Consider the following 18,337-nt stretch of genomic DNA (forward strand, 5'->3'; position numbering starts at 1 on the left):
TGCAACATTTCTCAATTATATCAACAATTTGGCTAATCAATGACTAGGCGGTGCCGCGTTCTCCGGATACTTTTGCCAGGTCTTCCGAACCCGTTTGAGCCGGGTTGCGTTCGCCCAGGCTCAGCTTATCGGCCAGCACAGAGGCAATGACGCCAAATACCAATGCCCAGAATGGCGCACTGATGCCTAACATGCTCAAGGAACTCATGCCAACCACAAAAGCGACAAAGGCGCCGATCTGATTACCCAGGCGCGGACCGAATGCCCCCTGCAGTGAACTGAGCAGAACCCCGATCATGGCAAGACCGGCAACTACGCCTATCAATGGTTTTGGCAATGCCATCACGAATGGGACTGCCAGGCCGGCGACAATGCCGAAGCCAGCGAACAGCAGACCATTGACAACAGTTGCAGCGTAGCGTTTGTCCTTGCATTCCCCTGCTTGTTCAGATGAACAAATTGCCGTCATGGGCCCGGCAATATTGGCGTTGTGCCCCCCCATCATGCCCGCCACTATGCCACCTACGCCACTGATGATGGTCATGGCGTTGATGGGCGGTTTGTACCCTTCTGCCATCAGCACACCAATTGCCTGGGCGTTTTCTGCACCGATTACCAAGGCGGCTAGCGGTACGGCAATTCCAAAGAAGGCGCCGAGCGTAAATACCGGCGCCGTGAACTGTGGCATTACAAATGCAATATCCGCTGTTCCGGTCTGCAACTGTCCGGTGGCAAGGGTCACAACCAGCCCGACGACCAATGCTGCCAGCACCGGTGGCACACGACGCGTCACTCTGCCAGTGACGAAGAACGCCAGCGCAGCCAGTCCGGCGATCAACGGCGCAGCACTGACTGCATCCACTGCGGCAATGCCAAAACGTATCATTGCACCCGCTATCATGGCCATCACAATTGGCATAGGTACCCAGCGCATGATTCTCCCAATCACACCCGTGATACCCAGAATCAGCACCAGCACGCCGGCCATGATAAATGCGCCAACTGCCTCCTGGTACGAGAAAGTGGCAAAGGCGGACGTCATGATCGCCGCACCCGGTATCGAATATGCGCCGGTGATCGGCATGCGATAGCGCATCCCCATGAACAGGCTGATAATGCCGCCCAGCAGATAGATCGCGAGCAACCATGCAACGGTTTGCCCGTTACTCAAATTGCCTGCCTGGGCCGCGCCGATCACAATCAATGCGGGACCGGAACATCCAAAAATGGCTGCAACAAGGCCTGCGCTGACCGAATTCAGGTTCAGCGCGCCGGGCAGCTCCCGTAATCCGGACATCCAGCCGGGTGCCACCGGATCCTTGTGGACATCGGCTTGTAATGGTGCCGATTGCTGTGTACTCATCGTAGTCTCCTATATAACGCCGATAATGACCGGCGTTTATTGTTATCAGGGCATGTACGCAGCTTTGGCACGGACATGCCCCTCGTGTTATTTGCCGGTAAAATTGGCCTTGCGCTTGGCATGAAACGCTTCCACTCCTTCGCGGAAGTCCTCTGAACTGCGTAGGCGGCTATAGCAATGGCCTTCCAGTTCAATGGCAGCAGCCAGCGACGCATCTTCACTATCATTGAGCAGCTTCTTGGCCGTCCGCTGCGCTAGCGGTGAGAATTTCACCAGCTCAGCCACGAGTTTGTCGGTTGCGGATTCAAGCTGATCATTCTCTACGCACTCGAGCGCCAGTCCCCAGTCATATGCTTGTGGGCCAGGGATGCGGCGCGAACGCATCACAATATCTTTGGTACGGCCGATGCCGACCATCTTCTGCAAGCGGGCCGAACCGCCCGAACCGGGAATCTGCCCGAGTTTCTGCTCTGGCAGAGCATATTCCGTAGTGGTCGTTACAATCCGGAAATCGCAGGCTAGTGAAATTTCAAAACCCACACCAAAACAATAACCGCGGTTGGCGGCAATGACCGGTTTGGAGCAGCGCTCAGGCGAGGCAATATTCCATGCCAGTTTGGACACGTGTTCGGGCGAGGCTTCCAGAAAGCCTCGGATATCGCCCCCGCTGGAGAAATGTTCGCCTTCCGAGCGCAGGACAATAACACGTACGTCATCATTGGCGTCCAGCGCTTCAAAGACCAGGCGCAACTGTTCTCGTTCTGGCATGGAGATGATGTTAAATGGCGCGCGATCAAGCACGATATCGGCACGGTGTCTGGCTGCGTCGATCTCTACGCGGAAGCCGTCCAGGTTATCAAGCAGGTCATGTGCAGGGTGTTTAAGTTGACTCATTCTGTATTCCTTATATGAAGTTCAGTTAGCAAGATCGGGAGTAGGTTCGCAACTGGTGTCGGGGTCGTACTCACCAGCGACCAACTTGCGTCTCAGGATTTTTCCGACGGGCGATTTGGGCAGAGCTGCCACAAAAACATACTCACGCGGTCGCTTGAAGTTGGCCAGGTCGGTGGAGCGGCAGTATTGATCCAGTTCCTCGGCATTCACGCTGGCCTTACGTTTTACAAAAGCCACTACCCGGTGTCCCCAGCGCTCATCCTCAACCCCGGCGACGGCCACTTCATCAACAGCCGGATGCAGCGAGATCACAGACTCGATATCCACAGGTGAAATGTTTTCCCCGCCGCTGATAATCATGTCATCAACGCGTCCGCTCACGAACAGCTCGCCATCGGCGTCGTAATAGCCAATATCACCAGTGAAATACCAGCGATCGATCAGGGATTTCTCGTTTGCATCTGGCCGATTCCTGTATCCTTCGAAGGCTTCGTCACCATCGAGGTGGGCGATGATCTGCCCTTCTTGCATGTTTTCGACCCGATCGGCCGGGTTACTGCTGCCAAGCTTAACGACGCGCAGGCGACAATTGATGGCCGCGCGTCCGCAGCATCCGGCCTTTGCTCGCGCATTCTGGGTGATGGCCATGGTGTATACCTCGGAACTCCCATAGTGATTGACAAACAGGTCTGGCGAGAATGCATTGTCCAGCCGGCGCAGCAACGCTTCGGACATGGGCGCGCCCGCAAAACCCAGCTTTCGCACGCGGCTGACATCAGTTTCTGGAAAACGCGGGTGGGATAACATATCGTGATATAGGGTGGGTACGAGATACAGATTCGTCACCCCCTCGGACTCAATCAGTGTCAGGGCCTGCTCCACATCAAACCTGGGCATGCACACGAAACATCCGTCAATAAGCGCCATGGAGAGCAAAGAGCGCACGCCCATGGTGTGATAAAGTGGCATGACACCCAGCGTACGTTCCCCGCAAGCATAGAGATTCTGTGCCACATGAGCCAGCGCTGCGGCGCGCTCATGTCGATGCCGCCGCGGCACGCCCTTGGGCTTGCCTGTTGTGCCTGAGGTGTACAACATCAGCGAGACGTCTTCAGCCGTCGCACGGGAAAAACCGTCTATCGGTGTTGCAATAAGCAGGTCTTCAAAACGATGGCTGCCGGGCAGACCCTCGCCCACGGCAACCGCACCGATGTCCGCAACCTTGCCGACCTCCCGTACCGCATCGAGGCAGGAATCGTCATAGATGATGATTTTGGCTTCGGAGTCGGTCAGGCAGTATTCGATTTCGTCGGGCTTGGCGCGCCAGTTCAATGGCGTGACGATCACACCCAGCAACTGGCAGGCCCAGTGCACCGTGGCCATTTCCCAGCGATTCTGCATCACGACCAGCACATGATCGCCGTGTAGAAGTCCTCTTTGTTCCAGACCCCCTGCGACCGCCTTAATGATGTCAAACCATTGCGCATACGTCAGGCGTTTGCCCTCAGCCACCAGTGCCGGCGCGTGGGGGTTGCGTTCAACACTTTGAATAAAAGTGCTTCCCAGATCAAGCATTTGTAGTCTCCGCTATTTCAGTTTTCAATTGATGGGCAGCATCGAGAATGGCCTCGACGATGGGGGTATAGCCGGTGCAGCGGCACAGGTGGCCGGACAGCATATCGCGTACCTGCTCTTCGTTCGGATCGGTATAGCGCCGCAGAAAATCAACGCAGGACATGAGAATGCCGGCCGTGCAAAAGCCACATTGCAACGCATGGTGTTTCTTGAATGCCTGCTGCAGAATGCTCAGCGTTCCATCCTGATTGATCAGGCCTTCCACCGTACGCAGATCGCAGCCGTCTACCTGACGCGCCAGGCACAGACAGGAACGAGTGGCAACGCCATCGATCTGTACAGTGCATGCCCCGCATACGCCGTGCTCACAACCGACATGGGTGCCCGTCGCGCCAAGCTCATGTCGGATGAAATCGGACAGTAGCATACGGTTTTCAGCATGGCTGATGCGGGCGACGCCGTTGAGCGTGAGGTGAATTGGATGTCTGGTTCGTTCTTCGGACATGGTTTACTCCTTGTTTCCTGCACAACGGGAAAGCGCCGTTTCAATGGTGTTTTGCCCGAGTTCCCGCACCAGGTGACGCCGATAGGCCGCAGAGGCGTGCTGATCGTCCTGGGCATTCAATTGCCAGGCCAGATCATTCAACCGTCGTCCGAATGAGGCGGCATCACTGCGTTTCCATTCAGCCACCACGGGTTTGTCTGCCACTCCGCCAATGCCCAGCCGGATCATTTCCGGCCCGACCTGGGCAGCGCAGGCCACAATGGCGAAGTCGCCACGGCGCAGGGCAAATTCATCAAATGCATATCCATGTCCCTGGCTGGCCACCGGAAAGCGCACTTCCGTAACCATCTCATTGGTTTGCTTGGCGGTGGTCAGCATGCCCTGCTGGAACTGTGCCACAGCCAGTTCACGGGATTTCTTGCGGGAACGCAGCACGACGCAACCACCAAGCGTCGCCAGGCACAGTGGCAGCTCAGCGCTGGGATCGGCGTGTGCGATCGAGCCGACCACCGTACCCCGGTTGCGAATCTGATAATGAGATATAAACGGAATGGCTTCGGCCAGCAGTGGTACGGTTTCGGCCAGCTCCGGCCAGTATTGCAAGCGGGCCTGGGTCGTGCTGGCGCCGATGCATAGCATGCCTTTTTCCTGCCGAAGGTAATTGAGTTCTGCACATCGTGATATATCCAACAGTCTGGCGGGCTGAGCCAGCCGCATGTTCAGAAGAATGACCAGCGACTGCCCACCAGCCAGGATGCGCGCGTTTTCTCCGTCCTCATCCAACCATTGCAGCGCCTCGGAGACCTTGTTGACACGTCTGTATTCAAATGCCTGTGGCTTCATTTGCTTATCCTCAGAAAGCGCAGAATGCGACGCCAGACGCTATCGGATCCGCCGACCACACCCTGTCCGGATGCCTGTTTACCCAACTGTTCAAACAGCTGGCCCAACACCATGCGGGCGGCGCCTTCCAGCATGCGTCCACCAACTGCGGCCACCTTGCCCTGCACTTCGGCCTCGTATTGATATTTCATCAGCGTGCCTTGCTCGTTGGCTTGCAGCACAATGTCGCCCCCCCCAGTTGCGCCGCCCAGCGATGACACGCCAGTCCCCTGCAGATGCAGCGAGTTCGGTCTGTCGATATTGGACAGGGAGATCGTGGCTTCATAGCGTGCCTTGATCATGCCGATGCTGATCGTGACATCTGCCCGGTACTGGTTCTGGCCGATCTGCTGCAGCTCGCGACAGCCGGGAATGACTTGGGCCAGCGCCTGCGGATCCATCAGTACATCGAACACTTTCTCCGGCGTTGCAGGAATTTGCGTGCTCCCCGACGCAGTCAACGCGTGGCCCTTGCCGGTTTTTTTTGCCGGTTTTTGAATCTGCACATCGCTCGAAGGGGCTGGATCATCAAAGCCGATCAGTGCCAGGACACGGTTAGGCGTCAGGGGCAGGCGAATTTCCGGCGTTCCACCTAGCGGGCTTAATGCATCCGCTACGGCGTTGGCAATACACACCGGCGTGCTCATATTGTTGCCCTCGCCCAAGCCTTTTGCTCCCAGCGGGGTAAAGGGACTGGGTGTTTCCAGATGGACAATCACGGGATCGGGCACTTCATAGCTGGTGGGCAAAAGATAGTCGGCAAACGTACCTGACTGGAATCCGCCATCATCACCATAGCGAAATTCCTCCAGCAGGGCGGCCCCCAGTCCCTGCGCAAAGGCGCCCCGGATCTGTCCGTCTGCCATGGCAGGGTTCAGTATCTTGCCTGCATCATGCGCGGTCACATACCGATCAATTCGTACGCTGCCGGTCTTGCGATCCAGCTCAACCGCACAGATATCGAACGCAAACCCATAGGCCGCCGAAGTGTTGATTCGGTCGTCTTCGGTGGGCGCCCCCAGCGATTCTGGCGTCCAGAACTCAGTGACGCGCATACCAGGCGACATTCCGTCGGGAAGCTCAGCAGGTGCCCAATGGGCGCTGCTGGCAAGCCGTGCAAAAGGCACCGCCTTGTCCTGATGGCCTTCACGCCATACTTTACCCCCCTCGAAAACAATCTCTTCGGACAAACACTTGAATTGATGGGCCGCGATGTCGGCCAGTTTCCCGCGCAGTCGAGTGGCTGCCAGATGAACCGTTCCGGCCACTGCGCCGGCAAAACGGCTGGAGTAATTACCGGCAGCGACGGACCAGGCATCCTTGTCCGTATCAAAATCGACATTCACATTAATGTCTTTGGGTTGCAGGCCGAATACATCAGCAACCACCTGTGCGCACACAGTGACATGCCCTTGTCCTGCAGGCGAAGAAGCAATCACCACCGTTACACTGCCAAGCAGATCAATATTGATGGTCGCTGCGGCGATACCGCCATTCTTGGGACCGGCCTTGGCACGCTGCTCCGGTGTTAATGCAATCGTGATATAGCCCATATTAGAGATAGACGGCTCAACGATGGCTGCATAACCAATGCCATACAGGCGGCCCCGCGCACGCGCCTCATCCCGCCTGCGCAGCAATTCTTCCAGCCCGCCCTCGTCAATAGCCGCAGCCATAGCTTTGGGATAGTCACCCGAGTCCAGCAACGCGCCCGCCGCCGCCTTGTAGGGGAAAGCCTCAGGCTGAATAAAGTTGCGTCGATAGACGTCAAGCGGATCCATGTCCAGATGCTGTGCAATGCGCTGCATCATTCGCTCCAGCGCAAAGTAGACCTGCGGCCCGCCAAACCCGCGCACCAGGCCTGAAGGCATCTTGTTGGTAACGACAACACGATTGCAGACATGCAAGTCGTCGATACGGTAGGCGCCAGTCAATATCCCATGCATGCGGTAAAAGGTGGCCGGCTCGGGGGCCCGCAGATAGGCGCCAACGTCATCTATCTGGTCAAGATCCAGCGCTCGAATCCGCCCATCGCTGTCGAATGCGGCCTTGATGGTGGCAACTCTTCCGTTGGCGGCCGTCGCCGCACTCAGGTGTTCCAGCCTGTCTTCTACCCACTTGACCGGCGCACCGCCGGCCTTGCGCGAGGCAAGACACATCAGCACAACCGAGGTAAACACAGCCTGCTTGACGCCAAAACTGCCGCCAGAGTCGGGGGCAGAGCGATGGCGCAGGCGATTGCCGGGTACATTCAGCGCCAACGACATGACCGCATGCATGGAAAATGGCCCCATGAAATTGGAGCAGACCTCGTAGCCATCGTCACCCGGAAGATACTCAGCAATCACCACCCCGCATTCAATCGGCGTACAGGAATTGCGCGGATATTCAACTGTCATTTCCAGGCTATGCGCACACTCCTGGAACCGGGCTTGCGGATCGCCATAATTGAACTCCCTCTCATGGAGTACATTGGTGCCCACCTCTTCATGCAAAATCGCAGATTGCCCGGACATGGCACCTTCGATACTGCTGACGGGTGGCAGCGCTTCAAATTCAACCTTTATCCCGTCAAAGGCGTCCTCTGCCAGGTAACGGTCTTCGGCAATGACAACTGCAATGGGTTCACCGACATAGCGAACCTTATCCATGGCCGTGGCCCACATTTGCATGGGCATCTTCACACCGTTGATAAACGGACGCGACCATGCGCGGACATCATCCGGCGTAAGCACGGCCCTGACTCCAGGCATTTTCTCGGCTTGGGAGACGTCAATGGATTTGATGCGGGCATGGGCATAGCTGGATCGATACACCGCCGCATGCAAGGTACCAGGCTTGACTCCCAGGTCGTCACCATAGCGACCACGTCCTGCCAGTAGCGGTATGCTTTCAAATCGCTCGATGCGCTGGCCGACAAACTTGCCAGTACCGCCAGTTGCTGCGTTTTCCACGCTGCTCATGCACTGCCTCCGAATATTCTGTTTTGGGAGCCGGCTCCGCGGGATTGGTTTCACGGTCTAATTGATGCGGGTTAATGACTCCTGTTCATTATTCGTACCGTTATGACAACTGAATTTTCCCAGAAGCGTGCCTCGGAGCCGAAATGAACCTGTGCAGAACAGTATAGAAACGGTCACCGGCATAACCTTTACCCAGCAGTCGGCTCAATTACCTTTGAGTCTGATTATTTTTTACTGACGTAATTGAAAGCCAGGTTTTTCCGACATAATTGCTGTTGCAATATCAGTCGCTGCAGCAAGCAGTACTAACTTGCATATGGAGAGACCCTCAACTGTAGAAAGGCTTAAGCCATGGAAAACCTGGATGTTCTTGTACTACGCAGACTGAGCGCATGGCGCGCTGAAAGAAAAAAAGCGGTATTGGCTACCGTCACCCGCACCTGGGGATCCTCACCGCGTCCAGTCGGATCCATCATGGCCCTGTGCGAAGATGGCGCCGTCGTCGGTTCCGTTTCGGGCGGATGTATCGAAGATGATCTGTTTTATCGCTACACGACAGGCGACGAAATGGCTGCACTCACGGATAGTGCCGCTCCCTGCCTTGTACAGTATGGACTGACTGCAGAAGAAGCCTTCAGATTTGGCCTGCCTTGCGGTGGTACGCTGGAAATTCTGCTCGAATTCAATCCGGATCCGCATGACCTGCAGACACTTGTCTCGGCGTTGGATCAGGGCCAACTCATGCAACGGACGGTGAGTATCAAAACCGGTACGGTGCAACAACGGCCCGTGGACGCACCTTTGCCGTTCAGTTTTAACAAAACCACGCTAAGCGCGACCTTCGGCCCGGAATTTCGAATGTTATTAATTGGCGCTGGCCAGCTTGCCGAGTACGTAGCAACCATGGCGCTGTTCAGTGGCTTTGCCGTTACTGTGTGCGATCCGCGCATCGAATATCGAAAAGATTGGTCAGTACAGGGCGTCACCCTGCTCCCGGATATGCCTGACGACGTGGTCACGACGTTCCAGGCTGACGCCCGCAGCTGCATTATCGCATTGACCCACGACCCAAAACTGGATGACCTGGCACTGATGGAAGCGCTCGAAACAAAAGCCTTCTATGTGGGCGCCATTGGCTCGCGCCGCAACAACCAGGCACGCAGGCAGAGGCTGATGGAACATTTTGGCCTCGAGCCCGAACCGCTCGCTCGCCTGCGCGGCCCGATTGGGGTTTATATCGGCAGCAAAACCCCTGCAGAAATTGCAATCAGTGTCATGGCAGAAGTGATTGCAGCTAAAAACGGCGTCGCCTTGCCCGCCAGCGTGAATGTAGCTTACGCCAAGGAGCAGACGACAAAACAGGTGGCTTGATGGAATTATGGAAAGGGATACTCGCCGCAACAGACAGGGTGTCGCTCGCGTTCAAATAGCTACAGCCATTCGTGATCCTTCCAGGGCTGTTGGAACATCCAGAATCCCTCTACTCCCCAATTTTGGCAGTTGCTCCACGCACCCCGGCTCGTTTGATGATGTTGGCTATGCTGCCATCCTTGTCCGCTGAAATAATAAAGTTTTTAAGTGTGGACAACCCCGCATCCCGGCCTTTTGGTATGCCCGCAGCAAAATACTCCATATCCCAATGCCCAGGCAGCACCCTGGAACCGGCGACCGCATCAGACATTTGAAAAAGAATGGCATTGTTGGTCGCAAAGGCATCGATTTCCTTTTTCATTAACAGATCAATTGCATGCTCAAGCGTGTCAATCTCTCGAATTTTCAACTTGGGGAAAAGTCCGGTTAACGTTTTTGACGTGCTGCTTCCTTTACTCACTCCGACCACCGCATTTGAATTGGTCAGGTCATCGAAAGACGAAAATCTGGAATCGCCGGGAACCAGAAAACTCTTTTCCACCTGCATGAACGTCGGAGAGAAATCCATTATCTTTTTTCGCGATGCAGTGGCATTGCTCACACTTAAATCCACTTCACCATTTTTAAAAGCAGCGAGAAGGGATGAATTGCTCGGAAATATCACAGCCTTGAATGGAACACCCAACTGGCCTGCAAACAGTTTCCCCATATCGTAACCAACACCTTTGCTTTCTTCGGGTGTTGCCCCTTCAATAATAGATGTGGGGCTGCCTTTATACACCCCGACCAGCAGTGTTCCGGAAGGTGCCAGAATTTTTGTTGCTGAAGCATTATTCGCATCCGCATATACAAAGGCGGAGCTCGCTAATAACGGGATACTCAACAAGCAGATAGCGGCTTTTTTTAGTGTTTTAAACATATATTTCCTCCTTCACCAAATAAATCATTGATTTCAGCGTCAAGATATTATTTACGGATGTGGCACACCTGAGCTGCGCGCCTACCATACTTGATTGCTCTTGCTCGCTCTCGTAAAATTGTTGGGACGTTAGCGAAGCCACGTCTTATTCCATTGCAAATGCAATACTCCTGCCTTAACTCACAATTGCCATGCCTTGTCCCCTTCTTTTTTGCCACTACTCACTGCACATTATTTTTTTACCATTGGCACAATGAAATCATGTATCGCTATTCTCAGTTAATCTGCTTATAGGGTCTAATACTATTTAAATCTCATATTTATATTATTTTCGAATAACAGTGATCCCTGCCAGTGCCGTCTGCACCTGGCGCTTGCCGCACACATAAGACGCCGTCTCCCAAGCCACCAGCCGGGCACGAAGCCAGTAAAAATGCGCCCATGACTAGGTAGGCTCGCTACTGGCGTCCAACCTCGTCTTTATTCTCCGTCGACTATTTTCAGGCCCCCGTCAGCCCTGTTCCCTATCCTGTATCAGATAAACAGATAGAACCCATGCTCCTCTTCCACTCAGCATGCCGTTTTACAAGTAAAGGAGACCCCCATGAAAATGTCATTCAAGGCCGCACTGGCGCTAACCCTATCCAGCCTGGCCTTCTGCGCCCAGGCCGCCGATTGGCCGAATCATCCGATTATCTTCGTGGCCCCATTTACAGCTGGTGGTGCCAATGACCTGGTGGCTCGGCTGATTGCCAAGGCGGTGGGCACCGAGCTGAAGCAAAGCGTGATCGTTGAGAATCGCGCCGGTGCGGGTGGCGTGATTGGCTCAGCCCATGTCGCGCACTCACCCGCCGACGGCTACACCTATCTGGTGGGCAGCAACGGCACTGTCACCAACAGTCTGATCCGCTCGGACCAACCGTATAAAGATGAAGAACTCACCCCGGTGGCGCTGCTGTCAGTTACCCCATCCGTTATCGTCACCAGCCCGGATAATCCGGCCAAGGATTTGAAGGAATTTGTCGAGAACGCCCGTACCAAAAAGCTTGACCGCATCACCTTCTCGACCGCCGGTAATGGCAGCACACCGCATTTCGTGGCCATCATGATGAAGGAAGCCACGGGGCTGCCGATTGAACCCATTGCGTATAAAAGCGGTTCTGAAGGTGTGACGGCGGTGGTAGGCAAGCAGGTTGACGCGACATCTGAAGCCAGTATCGTTACGCTACCGCTGGTGAAGGCGGGCAAACTCAAAGCGCTGGCAACCACACTGGAAAAGCGCATGGGCAGCGCGCCGGATATTCCCACCACCAGGGAAGCCGGCTTCCCGGGCATTCGGATTGGTCACTGGGCGGGCCTATACGCACCAACAGGAACACCAACAGATGTGCTGGATAAGATGAATGCCGCGGTTAACAAAGCTTTAAAAACCCAGGAAGTGCTCGATGCCCTTGGAAAAAGCAGTATTGAACCAGGTGGTGGCAGCCGTGCAGAGTTCATCAGCTTCGCAACCAGCGAACGCAAGCGTTTGGGAGAAGTCGTCAAACAGGGGAATATGCGGGCTGATTAGACGCACTAATTGCATGCTTCGGCCCGTGTATTGTCTACTTCGAGCCAGTCACGGCGCCGTGCACATCATGCAACCATCCCTGGCATGTGTCTTACCGCAAGGAAGCGTTCCGCTACGAAGACATGCTTACATTCAGTACAGCACTGATTCTATCTACATGCGCTTCTAAATGCCTGCGTAAAATCATTGCTATGTCATTTACCTATACCTGAAATCTATCTGAACATCTGGTATCACGCTGCAGTATCCCTCATCATTGACCGTTCTTATATCAATAATGACGGAGATGGAAATGAATAAACTATTGTCGCTGGCTGTAGGGATGGGTCTCGCTGTGCAGGCCTTTGTCGTGCACGCCAATGCCAGCAACATTCCGGATACGCAGACCCGCGTTATCCAGACGCCCAAGGGAGCGCAGGTGGAAGTGTTTATTAATGGCACCGGCGCGCCTATTGTTCTGTTGCCCTCACGCGGCCGGGGTGCAGAGGATTTTGACCCGGTAGTGCCATTCCTGCAGCAGAAAGGTTACCAGGTAATTCGTCCGGAGCCGCGCGGCATAGGCAAAAGCACGGGACCAACAGAAAATATTACCTTGCATGATCTGGCCGAGGATATTAACCAGGTGATCGAACAGGTTGCCAAAAAGCCGGCTGTCATTGCCGGGCATGCTTTCGGCAACTGGGTTGCGCGCATGACGGCAGTGGATCATCCAGACGCAGTGCGGGGTGTGGTCATCATTGCGGCTGCGGCCAAAAGCTATCCCGAAGCCATGCCGGAGCTGGTGGAAAAAGTGCGTCATGCCACCGATCAGAGCGTTCCGGAAGCCCAGCGGCTGGCGGCACTGGAATACGGATTCTTTTCCAAAGGACATGATGCACGTTCCTGGCTGAAAGGCAGTTATGGCAATGTCAGCAAGCTCCAGCGCGCAGCAGGCAAGGCAACGCCGCAGTCAGAATGGTGGTCCGGCGGAAACGCTCCCTTGCTGGAAATACAGGGTGACCTTGATCCGTTCAAACCGCAGTCTACCCGCCAGGAGATGAAAGATGAGTTCGGCTCCCGGATCAGCACCGTGGTTATCGCAAACGCCAGCCACGCACTTGTGCCGGAACAGCCGCAAGCATTGGCGGACGCGCTCGACAGCTGGATCAAGACGCTTAAGCCCTAGCCGTTAACCCCCGAAGAGGCCAGTTGGCAGGCTGGCTTCTTTCATAACGCTCCGACTCTACAAAACGGTCGAACCGGTAACCGTCTCATGCCGCCGCATGGCAAGCGTTGAACGCTGCGCCGCCACCGCACGCACAAAACATCAGCCCACCCAATCCTTCACATCCAGCACCGCCGCCGCAAACGCCTCCGGTGCTTCCTGCGGCAGATTGTGCCCGACATTGGGTATGATCCGGTTTTCATGACGTCCGGTAAAACGGGATGGATCGGCACGTGTCCCTGACACGGGCGTCACGCCATCGGCATCGCCCTCCAGGGTTATCGTGGGCACGGTAATCGGCGGCGCGCCGGCCAGGCGCCTTTCCATTTCGTCGAACAACGGATCGCCATCGACCAGCCCGTAGCGGTGTCGATAGGAATGAATCACAACCTCGACGAAATCGGGATTTTCAAACGCCGCTGCGGAGCGGGCGTAGGTGTCTTCGTCAAAGCGCCAGGTTGGTGACCATAATGACCACAGGAGCCGACAGAATGCGTAATGGTGTTCAGTCAGCCCGGCGCGACCACGTTCCCCATGAAAATAATATTGATACCACAAGCGATATTCTTTCTCCGGGCTGGCCGGCTGCATGGCTGCGGCAATATCCTGTATGTTGTAGCCGTTCACGGAAACCAGGCCGCGCACTCTGGACGGATAGAGCGCGGCCACAATGCAGGCAGCCCGGCCACCCCAGTCGTAGCCGCCCAGTACCACTTGTTCAATGTGCAGCGCATCCAGCAACGCCAGCAAATCCGCCCCCAATGCCGCCTGTTGTCCCGAGCGCGGTATGCTCGCATCAACAAAGCGGGTTGGTCCGTAGCCTCGAAGAAACGGGGTAATAACGCGTGCGCCACGCGATATCAGTCGCGGTGTGACCTCGTCATAGGCATGGATATCATAAGGGAAGCCATGTAGCAGAACGACCGGCCAACCATCTGCGCTGCCCTGCTCTACGTAGGCGATCTCCAACTGCGGGGTCGCAATGGTCTTAAGCATGTCGTTATCCTTTTGTTGTCAAAGTCCCAGGAAAACCGTACCGCCCGCGACGGTCACGCAGGCGAGCCAGCATTTTGCGCTCACCGTTTCTCGTAAAAACAATCTCCCGATAAGCACAGCAAACACCACACTGGTTTCGCGTAATGCCGATACGGCACCGATAGCACCCGACTGCAAGGCCCAGATCACAATACCATATGCCGTGAGCGATACCAGACCGCCGATCATCGATATGCCAGTTGTCATGGGGGTCGTGCGTACTGGCGTCAGCAACGCGGCGAGTCCACGTCGGACAACAAATAGCACCGGCATGAACCAATAGAACAGGAACATCCATGCCGTGTAGGCCAGCACCTGGCCGCCCGACAGGCGTACGCCAACGCCGTCGATCACAGTATAGACCGCGATCATGACACCCGTCATTAGCGCAGCCTGAACGCCCGCGCGCGACACATGCCGTCCCTTCATTGCAATCGCAATAATCCCGCCCGATATCATCGCAATGCCCAGGCCCTGCAAGGCCCCGATGGCTTCGTGAGCAAAAAGCGCAGCGCCCAGCGTCACGAACAACGGCGAGGAACCACGTGCTATCGGATAGGCCTGGGCCAGATCGCTGCTTCGGTACGAGCGCACCAGGCTGACGTTGTAGAGAATGTGGACCAGCCCGGAGGCGACGATGTATGGCCAGGCCGCGCGAGCCGGCAACGGAGTGAACACAATCACAACGGTGGCAACGGCCGCGATGGCGATGCTCATCCACGTCATGGAAAGCAGGCGATCGCCATTGCCATGCAGCATGGCATTCCAGCTTGCGTGAAGCAACGCGGCCAGCAGGACCAGACCCCAAACAGATAGATCGCTAAACATGCGAATCCCGCAATAAAAGTGTAGCGAGAAGTATATCTATCTTGTTATTGTGTCACAAACCATATAAATTGACGGTTCGTATTAGATAAACTATTCCGAATGAACCTGACACTCCCTCCCCTTAATGCCTTGCGTGCCTTCGAAGCAGCCGGCCGGCTGGGCAGCTTTAAGGAAGCGGCTGCGCAATTGCACGTCACCAGCGGTGCTGTGAGCCAGCAGGTGCGGCTACTGGAAGAATGGCTGGGCGCGCCACTCTTTGAACGACATAACCGGCGTGTAACGCTGACGGCAGCCGCCCGGGCCTATCTGGCGAAAATCGGTCCCCTGTTCGAACAGCTGGCGCTGGCTACAGCGAACTTTGGCGTTCCCACCACCGTGTCCAGAACGCTATCCGTGAACGCATCCGCCACATTCACCCTGCGCTGGCTGGTGCCTCGACTGGACACGTTCCGTAGCGAATACCCAGACATAAACGTGAGAATAGAAACATCAAACGAGCCGGTGGAAAGCCTGAAAGACACCTATGACGTGATCATTCGTGGCGGTCCGGACACGTTCTATGGTTATTCGATGCAACCGTTTCTGCTCGAAGAGCGATTACCGGTGTGCAGCCCGGCGCTATTGCAGCGCTTGCCATTACACGAACCGGATGATCTGCGAGCCCATACGCTGCTCCATACCACAAGCCTGCCGCGCGTATGGACGGACTGGCTGGCAAAGGCCCAGGTTGATGGCCTGACACCGGCGGCGACGCTGACCTTCGATCACTTCTATCTTACTTTGCAGGCGGCCATCGACGGTATGGGTATCGCCATGGGACCCACCTCGCTTGTCGCGGACGACCTCGCGGCCGGCCGACTGGTAACCCCGTTCACCAGTCCGCGCCTGCCGTCACGCAGCTATTGCACTTACGTGCCGGATGCAAGTTCCGCCAATGAAGTCGTCGTGCTGTTTCGCGCATGGCTTGAACGCGAGGGAGAGCCATGGATATCTGGAGGTTGAGCGCCTGGCGGGCATGTCAGGCCGAACGCATCGATCGACATGATGCAATGACAGAGAGCGATTAGCTGCCCGGATTCTGATCCAGCCGACGCCCTATACGTATCACCGCTAACATCATCATCAGATTGACGAACACCATCAGGAACAGCACTGTGCCGATCATGAAGGGATTGACAAGCAAAGTCAGTGGCGTCACGCCCTGGCTGAGCCGTTCCATTTCCTGATTCATTTTACGGGACGGTGGGACATATAACGCCCTGAGTTTTTCTGAAAATGTCGTTTCAAAGGATGAGATTAAGGTGCTGCTGATCGTCGCTGAAGGCAAAGCAAACAGGTCGTCGCGCGGTGCCTTACTGTCCAGATAAGCGCTTACACTTTGATCCAGACCAGCAAGAAAGGCCTTGTGCAGAGCAGCTTCCTCTTCATCGTTGTCAGCAAAATGAAGAAGAGACTTCACGTTTGACGCGATGATGCCGCGCACAGTCTGCTTACCGCAATGCTCAAGCGCATCGGTGGCCGTTACCGCACCGGAGTCGGAATTGCAAAGAAAGGAATACTTGTCAATGGCTTCAAATTCAGCCGGAGCCAGTACTGAATGAGCATCGTCCTGCCCTGCTTCATCAATACGTACACGCGCTTCGGGTTTACTATCTGCAAAGGCGCGAATCTGGCGAATAATGCTGTCGTAATGTGCGGCGATGTCAGGCCTTTTCATGGCGTCCTGCAGTTTAACCGCGTTTTCGTCCAGACCAGAGGCTTCGATCTGTGCGCGGCGAACAGAAGCTTCAAATACCTTGGCGTCAGGCTTGAGACCTGCCACACGCTGTGCAATGCTCCCATTATTGTTAGGCATATAATGCCGCCAGCCGTTTGGTATGGTAAGCGCCGCCCACCAGATAGCACACACCAGGAAGATCAACCCCAGCAGGATAAGTGCAAGTCTGCCGGCGAGCATGATTTTTTGTTCCAGAAAATCGAGTTTTTTCATATGTCGTGAAGATAGATAGTGACACTTTTTTCAGCCTGAACTATTCAGGCGCAGCATTCTATCAAGCTGCCAGAACGGGTCAATGACCCTGATCAAGAATCGGGATGTGTGGCCCTGTCTGCTGGTTGCCTGGCGATTCACTGTCTTTATCCTGAGTGCTCTCTCGCCGGGCCGATGGGAGGCGCATTCGGCAAAGCGAAGATGGCATCACCACACCAGACGCCTCCTGGAACATATACATCATCCCAATCCACGTATATCCACCAATTGACGCTACTAATATATTAATGTTTTAATAATACCGAACCGCCCGTTTTACGCAGTCTACGCAACCGCCGCCGCTCACCCACCAAAATGGCGCCCCCCCGTGGACGCTAGCGAAAACAGGCTGAACAAAAATGCATGGTCTAGCCTGCAGGCAAAGGCCACTGATCTGCTACATTAATATTTATTGACGCAATTATTCAACAATAGTAAACCAACAAACAGATAAGCAACGATGGCGAAAAAAATGGAGCTTGACCGGGGCAGGCAGACAGGGCCCCAGTTGTATGAATTTCTCAGGCAGAAAATTATTGATCTCAAACTCGCGCCTGGGGCGGTTCTGTCGCGGGCAGAACTGGCCGCCGAGTTCAAGATCAGCCAAACCCCCGTACGCGAAGCGCTGTTGAAACTGGCACAGGAAAACCTGGTGGATGTGATTCCGCAGGCGTCGACCCGGGTCAGCCTGATCGATGTCTCCTTCGCGCGGGAAACGCACTTTCTGCGCCAATCCATTGAACTGGAACTGGTACGGGAGCTTACCCTCAACCCGAATCCGGCAGCGACAGATGCCTTGCAAAGCCTTTTGCAGCGGCTTGAAGTGCTGCGCGATACCGGAAAACTGGCTGCATTCACTGAAGCAGACCGGGCGTTTCACTTTACCCTGTACGAATACACCGACAAGGAACCCTTGTGGCATCTGGTGCGCAGCCGCAGCGGCCATCTTGACCGCCTGCGTCGACTGCACCTGCCGGTGGTGGGCAAGCAAAACCAGATCATCGATGATCACCGGCGTATCCTGAAAGCCATTGTTGCACAGGACGTGGCCGAAGCGCAGCAGGCGCTCAGAGATCATCTGTCCGGCACGCTGGTCTATGTCAGCCAGTTGCAGGCAGACTATCCAGACTTGTTCGCATATGAGTAACATCACAGCCCGGTTAGCGGGTTGGCCGCAGCATTCTTTGTAAATCAACCTT

Annotated in this window: 15 protein-coding genes; 5 read left to right on the plus strand and 10 right to left on the minus strand. The window is 55.4% G+C overall.

What is annotated here, in order from left to right; all coding sequences use genetic code 11:
• Window positions 1-43 precede the first annotated feature (43 nt).
• From MIM_RS18165 to MIM_RS18190, 6 genes are all read right to left on the minus strand, one after another.
• Window positions 44-1,363 (minus strand): benzoate/H(+) symporter BenE family transporter, encoded by a 1,320-nt coding sequence (locus tag MIM_RS18165; RefSeq protein WP_025374185.1) that lies wholly within the window; start codon window positions 1,361-1,363, stop codon window positions 44-46.
• Window positions 1,364-1,450: 87 nt separating this feature from the next.
• On the minus strand, window positions 1,451-2,257 hold the full coding sequence (locus MIM_RS18170; protein ID WP_025374186.1) for an enoyl-CoA hydratase/isomerase family protein: 807 nt from the start codon (window positions 2,255-2,257) through the stop codon (window positions 1,451-1,453).
• A gap of 21 nt (window positions 2,258-2,278) precedes the next feature.
• Complete coding sequence (locus tag MIM_RS18175) at window positions 2,279-3,832, minus strand: AMP-binding protein (protein WP_025374187.1); 1,554 nt, start codon at window positions 3,830-3,832, stop codon at window positions 2,279-2,281.
• Window positions 3,825-4,337, minus strand: coding sequence for a (2Fe-2S)-binding protein (locus MIM_RS18180; protein ID WP_025374188.1), 513 nt, complete (start codon window positions 4,335-4,337; stop codon window positions 3,825-3,827). Before MIM_RS18180 ends, MIM_RS18175 begins: the two co-directional genes overlap by 8 nt.
• A 3-nt stretch (window positions 4,338-4,340) precedes the next feature.
• Window positions 4,341-5,180, minus strand: a complete 840-nt coding sequence (locus MIM_RS18185) for an FAD binding domain-containing protein (RefSeq protein ID WP_025374189.1) — start codon at window positions 5,178-5,180, stop codon at window positions 4,341-4,343.
• Window positions 5,177-8,182, minus strand: a complete 3,006-nt coding sequence (locus MIM_RS18190) for a xanthine dehydrogenase family protein molybdopterin-binding subunit (RefSeq protein WP_025374190.1) — start codon at window positions 8,180-8,182, stop codon at window positions 5,177-5,179. The genes MIM_RS18185 and MIM_RS18190 overlap by 4 nt, the downstream gene beginning before the upstream one ends.
• Window positions 8,183-8,533: 351 nt before the next feature.
• Between MIM_RS18190 and MIM_RS18195 the strand changes: the two genes are divergently transcribed.
• On the plus strand, window positions 8,534-9,553 hold the full coding sequence (locus MIM_RS18195; protein ID WP_025374191.1) for an XdhC family protein: 1,020 nt from the start codon (window positions 8,534-8,536) through the stop codon (window positions 9,551-9,553).
• Window positions 9,554-9,662: 109 nt separating this feature from the next.
• On the opposite strand, the gene MIM_RS18200 is transcribed toward MIM_RS18195, so the two are convergent.
• Window positions 9,663-10,472 carry a transporter substrate-binding domain-containing protein gene (locus tag MIM_RS18200; protein WP_025374192.1) on the minus strand — a complete coding sequence of 270 codons (810 nt, stop codon included), beginning with the start codon at window positions 10,470-10,472 and terminating at the stop codon, window positions 9,663-9,665.
• A 610-nt stretch (window positions 10,473-11,082) separates the two neighbouring features.
• On the opposite strand from MIM_RS18200, the gene MIM_RS18205 reads away from it, so the two are divergent.
• A complete protein-coding gene (locus tag MIM_RS18205) occupies window positions 11,083-12,042 on the plus strand; it encodes a Bug family tripartite tricarboxylate transporter substrate binding protein (protein WP_245592885.1) in 960 nt (319 codons plus the stop codon).
• Between the two features lie 292 nt (window positions 12,043-12,334).
• Window positions 12,335-13,207, plus strand: a complete 873-nt coding sequence (locus MIM_RS18210; RefSeq protein ID WP_025374194.1) for an alpha/beta fold hydrolase — start codon at window positions 12,335-12,337, stop codon at window positions 13,205-13,207.
• Window positions 13,208-13,348: 141 nt separating this feature from the next.
• Here MIM_RS18210 and MIM_RS18215 read toward each other — a convergent pair whose 3' ends face one another.
• Both MIM_RS18215 and MIM_RS18220 read right to left on the minus strand, forming a co-directional pair.
• Window positions 13,349-14,242, minus strand: a complete 894-nt coding sequence (locus MIM_RS18215) for an alpha/beta fold hydrolase (protein WP_025374195.1) — start codon at window positions 14,240-14,242, stop codon at window positions 13,349-13,351.
• Window positions 14,243-14,260: 18 nt separating this feature from the next.
• Entirely contained in the window at window positions 14,261-15,109 is an 849-nt protein-coding gene (locus MIM_RS18220; RefSeq protein ID WP_025374196.1) for a DMT family transporter, read from the minus strand.
• A gap of 99 nt (window positions 15,110-15,208) precedes the next feature.
• Here MIM_RS18220 and gcvA point away from each other — a divergent pair, with 99 nt between their 5' ends.
• The gene (gene gcvA / locus MIM_RS18225; protein WP_025374197.1) at window positions 15,209-16,111 is read left to right on the plus strand and encodes a transcriptional regulator GcvA; all 903 of its coding nucleotides are present in this window, start codon (window positions 15,209-15,211) and stop codon (window positions 16,109-16,111) included.
• Between the two features lie 61 nt (window positions 16,112-16,172).
• On the opposite strand, the gene MIM_RS18230 is transcribed toward gcvA, so the two are convergent.
• A complete protein-coding gene (locus tag MIM_RS18230) occupies window positions 16,173-17,099 on the minus strand; it encodes a hypothetical protein (protein WP_025374198.1) in 927 nt (308 codons plus the stop codon).
• A 499-nt stretch (window positions 17,100-17,598) separates the two neighbouring features.
• Here MIM_RS18230 and MIM_RS18235 point away from each other — a divergent pair, with 499 nt between their 5' ends.
• Window positions 17,599-18,285, plus strand: a complete 687-nt coding sequence (locus MIM_RS18235) for a GntR family transcriptional regulator (RefSeq protein WP_025374199.1) — start codon at window positions 17,599-17,601, stop codon at window positions 18,283-18,285.
• The last annotated feature ends 52 nt before the right edge of the window (window positions 18,286-18,337 follow it).

This window comes from Advenella mimigardefordensis DPN7 (assembly GCF_000521505.1).
GTDB classification, from domain to species: domain Bacteria; phylum Pseudomonadota; class Gammaproteobacteria; order Burkholderiales; family Burkholderiaceae_B; genus Advenella; species Advenella mimigardefordensis.